A 14,868-nucleotide genomic window follows, 5' to 3' on the forward strand; every position below is an offset into this window, starting at 1 on the left:
GGATTCCCTTTCAGGATCACTTGATGCCGGTGAAATTCAGGGACTGCACCAGTCGCTTGCCCAGGAAAACCAACAGGGCGAGGACCGGCAGGACGGACAGCGTGGAGGCGGCCATGAGCCCCGTCCAGTCCGGCTGGGTGTTGGGGGACTGCTGGAGAAACACCCCGAGGGCCACGGTGAGCACCCGGGTCTGCTCCCCGCGGCCGACGAGCAGCGGCCACAGGAAGTCCTTCCACGCCCACACGGAGGTGGTGAGCGCGATGGTGATGAGCGGGCCGCGGCTCATCGGCACGATGACCCGCCAGAAGACGCCCCACTTGCCGGCCCCGTCGATGATCGCCGCCTCCTCCACCTCGCGCGGGATGGACAGGAAGAACTGGCGGAGGAAGAACACCGCGAACGGGGTCATGAGCAGGTTCGGGGCGACCATGCCGAAGAACGTGTCGATGGCGCCGAGGCTCTTCACGAGCGTGAAGTTGGGCAGCAGCGTGAAGATCGGGGGGACCATCAGCGCCGCGATGATGACGCCGAAGACGAGGTCCCGGCCGGGGAAACGCAGCCGCGCGAAGGCGTAGCCGGCCATGGCGCAGCAGAAGGTCTGCACGCCCGCGATGAGCGTGCTGTAGATGATGGAGTTCATCGTGTACCGCACGAAGTCGATCTGCGCGCCCGAACCTCCGGCGTCGCGCGCGGTCTGCGCGTCGACCAGGCCGAGCACCCGCCAGAAGTTGACCATCGTCGGATGGGACGGGAACACGGCGGTGCGATCGGCGTAGATGTCCGCGGCGGGGGTGAGCGCGGTGCGGACCATCCAGTAGAACGGTGCGATCGTGAGCACCAGGAACGCGATCAGCACGAGCCAGGCCACGACTTTGCCCGGCGTGAAGCGGCGTGTCATCGCTGCGCCTCTCAGGTCAGATCGGATCGGGAGGCGCGCAGCAGGCGCATCTGCACGAAGGTGAGCACGCCAAGGATGAGCACGAGCGCCATCGCGGCCGCGGCGGCGTAGCCCATGTGGAAGTACGTGAAGGCCTGCTGGTAGATGTAGTAGTAGATGACCCGGGTGGCGCCGACCGGCCCGCCCTTGGTCGTGACGGCCACGGTGTCGAAGATCTGGAACGAGCCGATCAGCGACACGACGAGCACCAGCGCGAGGATCGGGCGCAGCAGCGGCAGCGTGATCCGCCGGAACATCCGCAGTTCGCCGGCGCCGTCGATGGCCGCGCTCTCGTACAGGTGCGCCGGGATCTGCAGCATGCCGGCATACAGCAGCAGCGCCGTGTACCCCGTGTACGCCCACGTGTTGATGAGCGCGACGGACGGCATGGCCCAGTCCGGCGAGTTCAGGTACGCCTTGTTGTCGACGCCGAAGATGCCGAGTAGGTGGTTGACGAAGCCGAGGTTGGCGTCCAGCAGCCACATCCAGAGCAGCCCGACGGTCACGTTGGGCACCAGCCAGGGCAGCAGCATCGTGGCCCGTACCACGACCGAGCTCGTCAGCCGGTGCAGCAGCGCGGCCAGCAGCAGCGCGAGGATCGTCTGCGAGCCGATGTTGAGCACCACGTAGTACGCGGTGACCTTCAGCGAGTCCCAGAACTGCCCGTCGGTGACCAGGTCGGCGTAGTTGTCGCCGCCGACGAAGGTCGGGGTGTTGAGCAGGCTGTAGTCGGTGAGGCTGTACCAGACGCCGCGGATCGTGGGGTACAGGTAGAACACGGCGAAGCCGATCAGGACCGGCGCCAGGAACAGCCAGGCGACCCACCGGTCGTCTCGTGCGCGGCGTGGCCCAGGCGCTTCTTGCAAAGGTGGCTCCGGTACCGGCACGACCGGCGCCGCGACGGCATTACGCATCGTCACGATCCGACCTCGTTTCATGGATCGAAGATCTTCGAAGCTAGCGTCTTGCGGCCGGGGGTGTTCGGCCGCTAATAATGATGAAGCTCATGGAAAGTTTGTCAACACCTCCTCGTATCGAATCGGCGTACGAGGAGCACTCCGCCCCCTGAAACCGGAGGTCGATCCATGCGCACACCCCTGCGGCAGCGCCTCGCCCGCGCCGTCGCACTCTGCACGGTCGCCGCCAGTGCCGTGCTCGTGTTCGCGCCGCACACCGCCAGCGCGTTCACCCCGGTCCCGGCCGGCCCGCCCGCAAGGCCCGCCCCGCCGGCGTCGCCGAGCCCGAGCCTGACCGACCACCCGCTCACCGCCGCCCCGAGCCCCCTGGACAACCCGCTCAAGGGCTTCGCCCGGTTCTACTTCCCGGGCGACAACCAGAACTCCGGCTACCCGCGCTCGCTCGCCTGGAGCTACTTCGGCCTGTCCGAGGTGATGACCAGCGCCACCGACTGCGGCAGCTACAACTGGTCCATCGTGGACAACGCCCTCAACGAGATCGCGTCCTACGGCAACCAGGCCGCCATCCGGTTCTACATGGAGTACCCCGGCGGCACCGGCAGCCATCCCGGCAACGCCATCCCGCACTGCTTCGACGGCCACGTCACCTACCGCAACAACACCTTCTGGGGCACCGTCAGCCCCGACTACGACAGCGCCTACCTGCTCTCCGCCGTCAGCAACTTCATCGCCGCGTTCGGCGCCCGCTACGACGGCGACCCCCGCATCGGCTTCATCAACCTCGGCATCGTCGGCCTCTGGGGCGAATGGCACACCTGGCCCTTCGACACCGACACCGCCGACGGCTACCCCAACCTGATGCCGACCGACGCGCACGCCGCCCAGATCGTCGCCGCGTTCGACAACGCCTTCAACACCACCAAGCTCGAGATCCGCTACCCGGACTCGGCCGGCGGGGCGGCGAACACGCGCGACATCGGGTACCACGACGACTCGTTCTGCTACAAGGAAGGCAGCCCCCTCAAGGGCGTCACCCTGCCGCAGTCCCTCGGCGGCGCCGACTACGCCCAGCTCCAGCGCGCCCTCAACATGGGCGTCGAGAACAAGTGGGTCACCGACTCCATGGGCGGCGAGGTCCGGCCCGAAATCCAGTCCTCGGCGTTCACGTCGTGGCCCGGCGGCACCGGCCAGGTCGACAACATGAAGGCCTGCATCGAGCTCGAACACACCACCTGGAAGATCAACCAGACCAGCCAGAGCTACGCGTCCAACGACCCCAACGTGGCCGCGGCCGTCCGGCTCATGGGCTACGACCTGTCCGCGACCCACGCCTACTACAGCAACAGCGTCACCGGGTCGGCGAACATCGGCGTCACGCTCACCAACAACGGCGTCGCCCCGTTCTATTACCCCTGGACGGTCCAACTGGGCCTCAAGGATTCCGCCGGTACCGTCGTCAAGACCTGGGACACCCCCTGGGACCTGCGCACGGTGCAGCCGCTGAAGGTCCGCGCCTTCCCGGACTGGAACGTGGGCGCCGACCCGACCTACCGGGACTTCGGCTACCCGCAGTACTTCCAATCCAACGTCAGCCTGACCGGCGTCGCCAACGGCAACTACCAGTTGGTGTTGAAGGTCCGCAACCCCCTGGAGGCGCTGAGCCCGGCCGCGAAGAAGCTGCGGTTCGGCAACGCCACCCAGAACGCCGACGGCTGGCTCGGCCTCGGCTCCATCGGCGTCGGCGGCTCCACCGGCGGCGACACCACCCCGCCGTCGACCCCGACCGGCCTCACCTCACCGGCCAAGACCTCGACGAGCGTCACGCTCGGCTGGAACGCGTCCACCGACAACGTGGGCGTGGCCGGCTACAAGGTGCTGCGGGGCGGCACCCAGGTCGGCACCGCGACCGGCACGTCGTACACCGACACCGGCCTCACCGCGTCCACGGCCTACTCCTACACCGTCCAGGCCTACGACGCCGCCGGCAACACCTCGGCGTCCTCGGCCGCCCTGTCGGTGACCACCTCCGCCGGCGGCGGCACCGACACCGCACCGCCGACCGTCCCCAATGGACTCACCTCGCCGGCCAAGACCTCCAGCAGCGTGTCGTTGAGCTGGAACGCGGCCACCGACAACGTCGGCGTCACCGGCTACAAGGTGCTGCGCAACGGCACCCAGGTCGGCACCTCGGCCACCACGTCGTACACCGACACCGGGCTCACCGCATCCACCGCCTACACCTACACCGTCCGGGCCTACGACGCGGCCGGGAACACGTCCGCGGACTCCTCGTCCATCACCGTCACGACCAGCGGCAGCAGCAACCCGCCCGGCCTCGTGCTGGATAACTTTGATGGTTCGCCCGCCTACCCGTCCGCGAACCAGAACGACCTCGGCAAGTGGACCGGCGGCAACTGCTTCCTCAACGGCGGCGGCAGCGGCGCCATCACCGGCGGAGCGCTCGTCCTGCAATACAACAACTGCGGCTGGTTCGGCTCCGACGTCAACCAGGACGTCTCCCAGTACACCTACCTCGTCGTGCGCATCAAGGGCAACGCCGGCGGCGAACAGGCGCACTTCAACCTGAGCCTCGGCGGCACCACCAAGGTGTTCGGCGACTACACATTGGACGGTGGCGGCCACCCGGCCATCACCACCGCCTACCAGGACATCAAGATCCCGATGGCCGCCAACGGCATCAGCCGCACCAGCCCCGCCCAACTCGCGATGGGTTTCTGGTACGGCGGCAACAGCACCATCTCCATCGACAGCTTCTCCTTCAGCAACTGATGCGAGGAATCCAACGAGTCCGGACGGCCGCCGTGGCGGCGGCCGTCCTGGCCCTCGCCCTGACCGGCCCGGCACTCCCGGCCCAGGCCGCCACCACCACCGCCACCTACACCGGCGACTACGCCACGGTGTTCACCAACCCCGAACGCGGCTTCCACAACCGGTACGAGATCATCAACGACCCGTCCGTCAACGACTACGCCAGCAACACCATCCCCGGCTTCAACCCGGACATGCTCGACCGCACCTTCGCCCGCGCGAAAGCGGACGGCAACACGCTCATCCACTCGTACGTCCACCTCGACAAGTACCAGACGACCGACCTGCCGCAGGCGTTGCTGGACAACCTCTCCAGCGGCCTGGCGGCGATCCGGGCGCAGGGCCTGAAGATCGTCCTGCGCACCGCGTACGTGTGGGACGGCTACTCGGCCGTCACCGAACCCCAGATGGAACGCCACATCGACCAGCTCGCCCCGGTGCTGGCCGCAAATGCGGACGTCGTCATGCATCTCGAGGCCGGCTTCTTCGGCGCATGGGGCGAATGGCACGAATCGCCCTATACCGCCGCTTCTGAGGAGAGCCAGTCGCCGGTTCGCTATCGGCTGGTGAAGAAGCTCCTCAGCAGTACCCCGGCCTCGATCCCGGTCGCGATCCGGTACCCGATCTTCAACTACGAGTTCGCCCAGCGCACGACGCCGCCGGCCGGGTGCACGCTACCGAACAACTGCCTGCTCACCACGCAGGAGTTCGACCGGCTCGGCTTCCACGACGACTGCTTCCTCGCGGACTCGGCCGACATGGGCACGTACGACCAGAACTCGTGGCTCGGCTGGTTCGACGTGGCCCAGAAGAAGCAGTGGGTGTACGACTACGCCACGTCGACCGGCGGCAACAAGATCGTCGGCGGCGAGACGTGCAACGCGAGTGGCGGCAACGACACGGCGGGTGTGAACGCCCAGTACGAGTTGTCGCACCAGCACTGGACGGAGATCAACGCCGACTACGCGGCCGTCAACACCGACATCTGGAAGCACGCGCAGATGCCGGCCTCGGGCGTGGATCCGGCCGAGACGCTGTACCACCGCATCCAGCGCAAGCTCGGCTACCGGCTGCGGCTGGCCGACGCGACCTTCACCAACTCGGCCGCACCTGGAGCCGGTTTCACGTTTTCGGCGCACCTGGTCAACGACGGGTACGCGGGGATCATCAAGCCGCGACCGGTGTACCTCGTGTTCGACAACGGCACCAACCGCTACAACGTGCAGCTGACCGGGCTCGACCCGCGCACCTGGAAGTCGGGCGCGATCACGGTCCCGACCCAGACGGTCACGCTGCCGGCGATGGCGTCGGGCTCGTACAAGCTGGCGCTCTGGCTGCCGGACCAGGCCACCGGCCTGCGCTCGAACCCCGCCTACTCCGTGCGACTGGCCAACAGCGGCACGTGGGACGCGGCCAAGGGCTACAACGTCCTGTCCAACGCGGTCACCGTGGGTACCTGCACCGGCGACTGCACGCCGCCGACGGCTCCCACGCTGTCCGCCGGTGCCGTGAACGGCCAGTCGGTGCCGCTGTCGTGGACCGGCGCCACGGACAACGTCGGCGTGGTCGGCTACCGTGTGTATCGCGACGGTACCCTGCTGTCATCGCCGACCGGCACGACGTACACCGACACGAACGTGCCAACAGGTAGTCACACCTACACGGTGAGTGCTCGCGACGCGGCGGGTTACGACTCGCCGTCGAGCAACGCGGTCACCGTGACGGTGAGCGGCCCGACCACCCCGCCGCCGGTGGGGCTGGTGCTCGACGACTTCGACGGCACACCCGCCTATCCGTCCGCGGCCAAGAACGACCTCGGCCGGTGGACGGGCGGCAACTGCTTCCTCAACGGCAGCGGCAACGGCGTCGTGGCCGGCGGAGCGCTGGCGTTGCAGTACAACAACTGCGGCTGGTTCGGCAGCGACGTCGGCCAGGACGTGTCCGGCTACACGTACCTCGTCGTGCGCATCAAGGGCGCGACCGGCGGGGAACAGGCGCACTTCAGTCTGAGCATCGGCGGTACAACCAAGGTGTTCGGGGATTTTGTTCTTGACGGCGGCGGCCATCCGGCCATCACGACCGCGTATCAGGACATCAAGATCCCGATGGCGGCGAACGCCATCAACCGCGCGAGCCCGTCCCAGCTCGCGCTCGGCTTCTGGTATGGCGGCAACAGCACGGTCACCGTCGACAGCATCGGGTTCCAATAGTACTTTGTAAAGTTCATAGCAAAATTGGGCGGAGCTGAGGGGACAGACCGTGGCGGATCAGGTCATCACCGGAACCGACCTGTCCCGGCTGCGCGAGCTCAACTCCCTGACGGTGGTCCGGGCGCTGCGGGATCAGCCCCCGGCCACCGTCACCGAACTGGCCAAGCTGACCGGCCTGTCCCGCCCCGCGGTCGACGTGATCGCCCAGGGGCTGGTGACCGGCGGCTGGGCCACGATCGTGGAGCCGGGCGGTTCGAGCGTCGTGGGCCGCCCGGCTCGCCGGTACCGCTTCCGCGCCACGGCCGGCCACGTGATCGGCGTCGACGTGGGCGGCCACAAGGTCCTCGCGCTGCTGGCCGACCTGGACGGCGAGGTCGTGCACACGGCCCGCCGCTCGGTGGCCGCGGACGCCGGCCCGGCCGAACGCCTGGCCGCGCTGGACCACGTGCTGGCCGAGGTGCTGCGCGAGGGCGACAAGACCGCCGACGACATCTGGGCCGTGTCGGTCGGTGTGACGGGCCCGGTCGACGCGAGCGGCCGCACGACGCTGTTCACGCCCCTGCCCGGCTGGCAGGAGGTCGACCTGGCCGCGCATCTCAGCGACCGCTTCACCTGCCCGATCGTGGTGGAGAACGACTGCAAGCTGGCCGCCCTGGCCGAACGCTGGCAGGGCGCGGCGAGCGACGCCAACGACATCGTGTACCTCCTGGCCGGTATGCGGTTGGGCGCCGGCCTCATCATCGACGGCGTCCTGCGCCGCGGGTACGGGGGAGCGGCGGGCGAGATCGGCGCGCTGCCGGCCGTGCGGTGGCTGGCGGCGCCGGCGCATCTGCAGCGTTGCCCGGGGGTGCCGGCGTCGGTGAACCCGGACGACGCCGCGGCGTGGGTGTTCAACGCCGCGCGGGCCGGGAACCGCGACGCTCGTACCGCGATCAACCGCTACGTGAAGGACCTGGCCATCGGTACCGCGGCCCTCGTCCTCGCCCTGGACCCGCAGGTCGTGGTGTACGGCGGCGGCTTCTCCCGCTCGGCCGACCTGGTCCTCGAACCGCTGCAGCGCGAACTGGCCAAGCTGTGCCTGCGCGTCCCGGACGTGCGCGCGTCGACCCTGGGCGCGGACAGCGTGGCGTTGGGGGCGTTGAAGCTGGCCCTGAACGAGGTCGACCGCCGGCTGTTCACCGCGGGTCTGAGCGCGCCCGTCGCCCCTCGTCGCGACTGACCGTACGGAAGGGCCGGTACCCTCTGGCGCGAGGGGGTGGGCGTTGGCGGTACCGATCTCCGAGCAGAGGAAGCTGTTCCAGCGCTCGGGCGACATGTGTGCGTTCCCCGGCTGCCGTACCGCGCTGACGGCGGCGGCGTCCGGCGCCGATCGGCTCGTCGCGCTGGGGGAGATGGCGCACATCGTGGCCGACAGTCCCAACGGGCCGCGCGGGGCGTCGGTGCTGACGAAGGCGGAACGGGACCGGTACGAGAACCTGGTCCTGCTGTGCGGGCTGCACCATGAGCTGATCGACTCGCAGCCGTCGACCTGGACCGTCGAGGTGCTGCACGCGGTGAAAGCGGCGCACGAGACGTGGGTGCGGCAACGGCTCGGCGGCCTCGACGCCGCCGCGGGAATCCCGGCGCCCGCGGGTCCCCTGTGGATGGTGCCGGAGGCCGGGCGGATGCTCGTCGAGCGTACCGAGGAGCTGACCGGGCTGGCGGACCTGGTCCTCGGCGGTGCCGCGGTCGTCGGCGTGCTCGGTGCCGGTGGCTTCGGCAAGACGACCCTCGTGGCCCAGGCCTGTCACCGGCTCCGTGACGCGTTCGCCGGTGGCGTGCTGTGGGCCACCCTGGGCGAGCAGATGCCCGACCCCGCGCTGGCCGAGAAGATCAACGACCTGAGCGAGCTGGTCGACGGCACGCGGCCCGCGCTCACCGATCCGGCCGCGGCCGGGTACCACCTCGGCGTGCTGCTCGCCCGGCGGGCGCCGACGCTGCTGGTCGTCGACGACGTGTGGGCCGCCAGCCGGCTCGTGCCGTTCCTGCACAGCGGCGCGCGCGTCATCGTGACCACCAGGTCGCGCGGTGCGCTGCCCGGCACCGCGAAGGTGCTGCACCTGCCGCCGCTCGGCCTGGAGCTGAGCCGGTCGTTGCTGCGTCTCGGGGTGCCCGGCCTGACGCGCACGACCCGCCTGGTCCGGCGTACCGGCGGCTGGCCGATCCTGCTCGCCCTGGTCAACAGCGCGATCCTGCGGTTGGTCGACGACGGCCTGGCACCGAACGACGCCGGCGACGCGGTGGCCGAGCTGCTGGCCGACGGGCCGGACAGCCTCGACCTCGCCAGCGCCGACCGCCGTGACCAGGCGGTGCGCGCCACCGTCGAGGCCAGCCTGCGGCGGCTGGACCCGCAGTCCCGGCAACGGTGCCTCGAGCTCGGCGTGTTCCCCGAGGACACCGACGTCCCGGCGGAGGTGGCGCAGCTGCTCTGGGCGACGTCGCCGAGCACCGCGCGGCGCCTGGTCCGGACCCTGGCGGACCTGGCCCTGATCTCGGTCAGCGGGGACCGGCTGCGCCTGCACGACGTACTGCGGGAGCACCTGCGCCGGATCCTCGGTCCCGACGGTCTCGCCGAGGCGAACGGTCGTCTGGTCGAGGCGCTGCGCGCTGACGCTGCGGGAGACTGGGCGGGTGCACGGGAGTACAGCCGCGCGCACCTGGCCGGTCACGCGGCCGACGCCGGTGCCCTCGACGCGCTGCTGCTGGACGCGGCGTTCCTGCTCGCCGCCCGGCCGCCGGGCCTGCTGGAGAGCCTCCCCGAGGCGCGCACCGCGGCCGGCCGGGCCGCGGCGCTGAGCTACCAGCGGATCGTGCACCATCTGCGGGACCGGCCCGCGGCGGAGTCGCCGGCGTACCTGGAGCTCGCCGCCCGGCAGGCCGGTGCCGCCACGCTCGCCGACGGTGCGGGGCGGCTGGCCGGGTCGGCGCCGTGGCGCTGTGCCTGGGCGCGCTGGTACGTCGAGCCGCCGCACACCATCCTGACCCGCCATCGATACGCGGTGGACCAGGTGGCCGTGGTGCCCCGCGCTGACGGCCGGACGCTGGTCGTCAGCGTCGGCCCGTACTACTGCGTGCGGGTGGTCGACGGGACCCGCAACACGCCGGTGGAGCTGCCGTGGCCGCTGCCCGCGGGTGAGCCTTCGGCCCTCGCTTGCGTCGAACTGCCCGACGCCGGCCACGTCTTCGTGGTCGGCACCGTCCTCGGCAACGTCGCCGCCTGGCACGTCGACACCGGCACTGCCGTGCCGTGGGACCTGCCGTGGCAGCCGCCGGAGCAGATCGCCGACCCCTGGGTCGACCCCGAGGAGCACTTGCCAGTGGGGCCGGTGCTCCCCATCGACGGGTGCGAGCACGTCATACCGGATGCCGACCCGTGGGACGAGGCCGCGCCGCCGCCCCCGGCGTCCGTGTGGCTCGCCGGGCCGCCGGAGCCCGGCGAACTCGACTGGCGCGCCGAGCCGGTCGACGCACCCGAGATCGGTGAGCCCACCGAACCTGACGAGTCCGGCCGGCCCGCGCCACGGCGGTTGACGGCCCTGGAACCGCCGCCGGACGAGCCCGACGACCCGGGGGAGTACCCCGACGAGTATCTGGAGCACCTGCTGGGCCGGGACTTCGATACGCTCATGGACGAGTGGTGCATCGACGAGTTCCCTCCCGAGGAGATCCGCTGGATCCGGTCGGCGCCGGCGCCGGGCGGTCCGGTCCTGGTGATCGCGCGCCAGGACGGCGCGGTGTGGGCGGTGGACACCACGACCGATCGGCACGACTTCGCGCTGGTGACCTGGACCCGGCGCGGCGACGAGCAACCCCTGGTGACCCTGTCGCGGGACGGCTGGCGGTACACCTGGGAGCTGAAGACCGGACGGGTCGTCGAGGACGGCCACGGGATCGCCGCCCAGTCCGCGGTCACCGCCTGGCTACCGGACGGCAGCGAGGTGAGCGGGCTCGCGGACGGCTCCGTCGCGATCGTGAACCGCCCGGCGGGCCGGGTGACGGCGCTGGTGGACCTGCACCCCGACCCGGTGTGTTCCCTCGCCGCCGGCCGGACGGCGGACGGGCGGGTGCTGCTGGCCACCGGCGGCGGCGACGCCGACGGTACCGTGCGCCTCTGGGAGGTCGGTGCCCTGCTGCGGCACGACGCCCAGGCGAAGCCGCTGGCGATCGAGCGGGTTGTCGCCGCGGGCGGGCTCGTGGCGACCGCCCACCCCGACCCGGTGGTGCGGATCTGGGCGGACGGGCGCATCGTCCGCGAACTGCAGCACGAGCGGCCGGTCACCGAGCTCTTCACGGTGTCCGATCCGGCCGGCGCCGCGCTGCTCGTCTGTGGCGCGGCCGGCGCCCCGCCGCGGGTGTGGGACCTGGCCAACGGCGGCCGGGTCGACCACGGCCTGTCCGCGGTCACCGGTACGGTCCTCGCGGGCGCGGCGACCCCCGAAGCGGTACTGCTGATCACCGCGGAAGGCGATGCCGTCCGGGCCTGGGACGCGGTCGACGGCCGCCCGCGGTGGCACATTCCGGTGGCCGGCGTCCACGCCATGACCACGTCCGACGGGCGCCTGCTGATCGTCCACTCGGGGCAGCGCGGCGACAAGCCCAACCGGCACGTCAGCGTCCACGATGCCGCCACAGGACGACCCGCCGGACCGTCCATGGACTTCTACTACTACTGGCCCCGGCCCGTGGTCAGCGGCTCGACGCTCTCCGATGCGCCGGTGGCGGTCTACCTCGCCTACGGTGACGTGCACGCCTGTGACCAGGACACCGGCACGCATCTCGCATCGATCCAGTTGGCTGACATCGGTAGCGACTCCGTGGTCCGGCGCGACTCCTGGGGCATGTTCCATACGAGCGACATTGCGCTGCTGCGCACGGCGGACGGCGGCGTGATCGCCGCGGTCGGGGGCCCCGTGGTGCGGCTGCTGCGCCTCGAACCCGGCGAGGATCGGTCGGCCACGCCCTTCACCTGGAGATGGGTGAGCGACGTGTACTTCGACACCCCGGTCACGACGCTGGCGGCCGACGGCGACACCCTGCTGGTGGGCACGGCCCGCGGCCTCGCCGCCCTGCGCATCCAGCCTCCGGCGCCGTGACGGAACCGAGCTGCGGGGTCGCCCGTCGTAACGCGTATGACCAACGCGATTGCCTGCGCAGGGCGGCGGCTTTTGGCTGCCGGAGCGGTGGTGCTGGCGCTGCCCGCTGTCTCGGCCTGCCTGCCCAGTGAGCCGTACAGCACGATCGCCGTCTCCATGGACGGCTCGGCGCTGCAGGTGCGCATGGCGGACTGCCCCGCATCCGAGGTGAAGGGCGCGCGCATCATCCCGGAGGTGATGAACGGCAACCTGCTCGACACGCACGTGCCGGCCCTGTGGCAGGTGAGCTTCGCCGAGCCCACCGTCGCCGGGGCCATCACGGTCGGCGACGCGGTGCCGGACGGGGGGACGCTCGACGTCGCGCTGGCCGTGCCGCTCGATCCGGCGACCGAGTACGTCGTCATTTTCCGGTACAGCAACGACGGGGAACCGGCCGAGGTGTTCAAACCCGCGGAGCTGCACGACGGGCGGGTGCGCTTCTCCGGGGTGTACCTCAGTCACGAGGAGTTCGACAACAGGTCGGCCTGTTCTAAGCAGTAGCCGGCAGCCGTACCGCGCCCGAGCCCTCGAGCGCGTGGGAGAGGCGGGGCCGGTCGGCCGGGCGGGTGAGGAGCACGAGCACCGCATGCCCGGCGGGTACCGACTGGATCGCCTGCTCGATGCTCGCATCGGACAGGCCGGCGTCGTGCACGCCCGCTACGGCGGCCGCGGTGACCGCTCCTGCGGCCAGGCCGAACGCCGGCCACCCGGCAAGGGTACCGATGACGACGCCCCAGGCCGCCCCGGCGAGCGCGCCGTCGGCGACGCCCAGGTCGCGGGTTTCGAGGTCGTGCAGGCGGTACGGGCGCCCGGGCCGCCCGCCGAGGGCATCGGACCAGGCGACGACGGCGTCGTCGAGGCGGATCAGCCGCTGCTCGCCCAGGTGCAGCACGGTGACGAGGGCTTCGCGGGCGCGGCCGGCCGTGTCGAAGGCGTAGACCACGGGGCGGTCCGCGCGCAGGGTGCCGGGCCTGCGCAGCCGGCCGGCGAGGGGCCGGTGGCGCAGTTGCCAGCCGGCGAGCAGGCCGATGAGTGTGGACAGCAGGTGCCCGAGGCTGGTGAAGGTGCGGGCATCGGCGAACGGCAGGAGCACGAGGACGAGTACGGCCGGGACGACCACCCGCCGGGCCCGCGCGGGCAGGCTGCAGGCCAGGGCGGCCGCGACGGCGTGCGCGCCGTAGCTGGTGCCGACGTCGGCGGCGTGCACCACGGCCGGCCCGAACCACTGCCGGCGCAGGCCCTCCTGCAGGACGGTGTACACCAGGCAGCTGGCGATCACGTGGGTGAGCAGGAAGACCTCGGCCAGGCGGCGCCAGCCCCACAGCAGCTCGGCGGCGCCGGTGAGCAGCAGCAGCGGCAGGACCGTCAACGGCCCGATCGGCTCGCCCAGGACGAACACGCTGGTGAACAGCGTCCATATCCGGTGCTGCGCCAGATTGGCCACGTTGGTCGAGTGCGCCGCGACGATGGTCGCCCGGGTACGTGGGCCGGCGAGATGGTCGAGCGCGAGGCCGACACCGAGCACGGTCGACACGTAGAGCGGCGCGAGCCGCAGCCGGGCCACCGCGGTGAGGAGCACGCGGGTCCGCGCGGCCGGGCCGTGAGCCGTGGCGAGGTCGGCGGCCAGGTCGGCGCCGGGCAGGTACCGCGCCGGCACCAGGGCTGCGGTCAGTCGGACGGCGTTGCTGATGTGGGTGGGGGCGTGGTCAGGCTCTGGAAGCACGGGCGGAGCAGCTCGATGATCTGCTCGGGCGTGGCGTCGGCGAGGTGCGTGAGGCGCAGCAGGTACCGGTCGGCGATCACGCCGTGGATGATCGCGCTGAGGAGGCTGGCGCGCAGGTCGGCGTCGGGCGTCGGGATGGCTTCGGTGAGCTGGGTGAGCTGGGGTTCCGCGGCGGCCCGGTAGCGGTCTGCGGCGTCGGCGTTGGTGAGCATCGAGCGCAGTACGGCCAGGGAGGCGGTTGGTTCGCTGGTCAGGCGCCGGTTCAGGGACGTGAGCAGTGCCTCGGCCACCTCGCCGGAGGTGCCGCCGGGCAGTTCGTCGGCGGGTACCTCGGCGGCGCGGGCGAAGAGCAGGTCCTTGCTGCCGAAGTAGTGCATGACCAGGCCGGCGTCGACGTGGGCGGCCGCGGCCACGGCCCGGATGGTGGTCCGGTCGTAGCCGAGCTCGGCGAACATGTGGCGCGCCGCGGCGAGGATGCGCTCCTCGCTCTGCTGGCGCTGCTGTGTTCTGGTCAGGCGCGGCCCCGGTTCGGTCACGACGTCATTCTACGGACGTTGACCGGCGACGCTCGTCGTTCTACGCTCGTTCAATCAACAAGCGTTGAACGACTGGAGGAGTCATGACCGCCACGGCACGGGACGTCGTCGAGCAGCTGTTGCGCGCGAGCCTCGAGCAGGACATGGAAACCTTCGTCGGCCTGTTCGCGCCGGACGGCTTCATCGAGTGGCCGTACCGGCCGGATGGCGTCCCGGGCCGCGTGGAGGGCCGCGACCGGGTCCGCGAGTTCGTCATCGGGCAGGCCGGCGGCCTCGTCAAGTTCGAGGAGTACCGCGACACCGTCATCCACGAGACCACCGATCCGCAGGTGGTGATCGTCGAGTACGAGGCGTACGGCACCGTCATCCCGACAGGTGCGCCGATGCACCAGACGATCATCGCCGTGCTGCGGATTCGGGACGGCCTGGTCGTCTCGTACCGCGACTATCTCAACCCGCTGGTGCTGGCCGAGGTCCTCGCCAGCGTCGGTCGCGGCTGACGGGCGACGCGTGCCGCGCTACGTTCGAAGGAGGGGAGGGGAGTA

General features: G+C 70.8%; 10 protein-coding genes. 6 read left to right on the top strand and 4 right to left on the bottom strand.

What is annotated here, in order from left to right:
- Nucleotides 1–16: 16 nt before the first annotated feature.
- Nucleotides 17–898 carry a carbohydrate ABC transporter permease gene (locus ACQPZ4_RS19675; RefSeq protein ID WP_433063003.1) on the bottom strand — a complete coding sequence of 294 codons (882 nt, stop codon included), beginning with the start codon at nucleotides 896–898 and terminating at the stop codon, nucleotides 17–19.
- Nucleotides 899–909: 11 nt separating this feature from the next.
- On the bottom strand, nucleotides 910–1,851 hold the full coding sequence (locus ACQPZ4_RS19680) for a carbohydrate ABC transporter permease (RefSeq protein WP_433066580.1): 942 nt from the start codon (nucleotides 1,849–1,851) through the stop codon (nucleotides 910–912).
- Nucleotides 1,852–2,022: 171 nt separating this feature from the next.
- Between ACQPZ4_RS19680 and ACQPZ4_RS19685 the strand changes: the two genes are divergently transcribed.
- From ACQPZ4_RS19685 to ACQPZ4_RS19705, 5 genes are read left to right on the top strand one after another with little or no spacing between them, the layout of a single operon-like run.
- Nucleotides 2,023–4,644, top strand: coding sequence for a fibronectin type III domain-containing protein (locus ACQPZ4_RS19685; RefSeq protein WP_433063006.1), 2,622 nt, complete (start codon nucleotides 2,023–2,025; stop codon nucleotides 4,642–4,644).
- On the top strand, nucleotides 4,644–6,893 hold the full coding sequence (locus ACQPZ4_RS19690) for a DUF4832 domain-containing protein (RefSeq protein ID WP_433063008.1): 2,250 nt from the start codon (nucleotides 4,644–4,646) through the stop codon (nucleotides 6,891–6,893). The genes ACQPZ4_RS19685 and ACQPZ4_RS19690 overlap by 1 nt, the downstream gene beginning before the upstream one ends.
- A 49-nt stretch (nucleotides 6,894–6,942) precedes the next feature.
- On the top strand, nucleotides 6,943–8,112 hold the full coding sequence (locus tag ACQPZ4_RS19695) for an ROK family protein (protein WP_433063010.1): 1,170 nt from the start codon (nucleotides 6,943–6,945) through the stop codon (nucleotides 8,110–8,112).
- 43 nt (nucleotides 8,113–8,155) lie between these two features.
- Nucleotides 8,156–12,025 (top strand): NB-ARC domain-containing protein, encoded by a 3,870-nt coding sequence (locus ACQPZ4_RS19700; RefSeq protein ID WP_433063012.1) that lies wholly within the window; start codon nucleotides 8,156–8,158, stop codon nucleotides 12,023–12,025.
- A gap of 36 nt (nucleotides 12,026–12,061) precedes the next feature.
- Nucleotides 12,062–12,565, top strand: a complete 504-nt coding sequence (locus ACQPZ4_RS19705) for a hypothetical protein (RefSeq protein WP_433063015.1) — start codon at nucleotides 12,062–12,064, stop codon at nucleotides 12,563–12,565.
- On the opposite strand, the gene ACQPZ4_RS19710 is transcribed toward ACQPZ4_RS19705, so the two are convergent.
- Together ACQPZ4_RS19710 and ACQPZ4_RS19715 are read right to left on the bottom strand one after the other, a co-directional pair.
- Nucleotides 12,555–13,787 (bottom strand): rhomboid-like protein, encoded by a 1,233-nt coding sequence (locus tag ACQPZ4_RS19710; RefSeq protein ID WP_433063017.1) that lies wholly within the window; start codon nucleotides 13,785–13,787, stop codon nucleotides 12,555–12,557. The genes ACQPZ4_RS19705 and ACQPZ4_RS19710 overlap by 11 nt on opposite strands.
- Nucleotides 13,733–14,323, bottom strand: coding sequence for a TetR/AcrR family transcriptional regulator (locus tag ACQPZ4_RS19715; RefSeq protein ID WP_433063020.1), 591 nt, complete (start codon nucleotides 14,321–14,323; stop codon nucleotides 13,733–13,735). The genes ACQPZ4_RS19710 and ACQPZ4_RS19715 overlap by 55 nt, the downstream gene beginning before the upstream one ends.
- An 83-nt stretch (nucleotides 14,324–14,406) precedes the next feature.
- Between ACQPZ4_RS19715 and ACQPZ4_RS19720 the strand changes: the two genes are divergently transcribed.
- Nucleotides 14,407–14,823, top strand: a complete 417-nt coding sequence (locus ACQPZ4_RS19720) for a nuclear transport factor 2 family protein (RefSeq protein ID WP_433063023.1) — start codon at nucleotides 14,407–14,409, stop codon at nucleotides 14,821–14,823.
- The last annotated feature ends 45 nt before the right edge of the window (nucleotides 14,824–14,868 follow it).

Source organism: Dactylosporangium sp. CS-033363, from assembly GCF_050942475.1.
In the GTDB taxonomy this organism is placed as follows: domain Bacteria; phylum Actinomycetota; class Actinomycetes; order Mycobacteriales; family Micromonosporaceae; genus Dactylosporangium.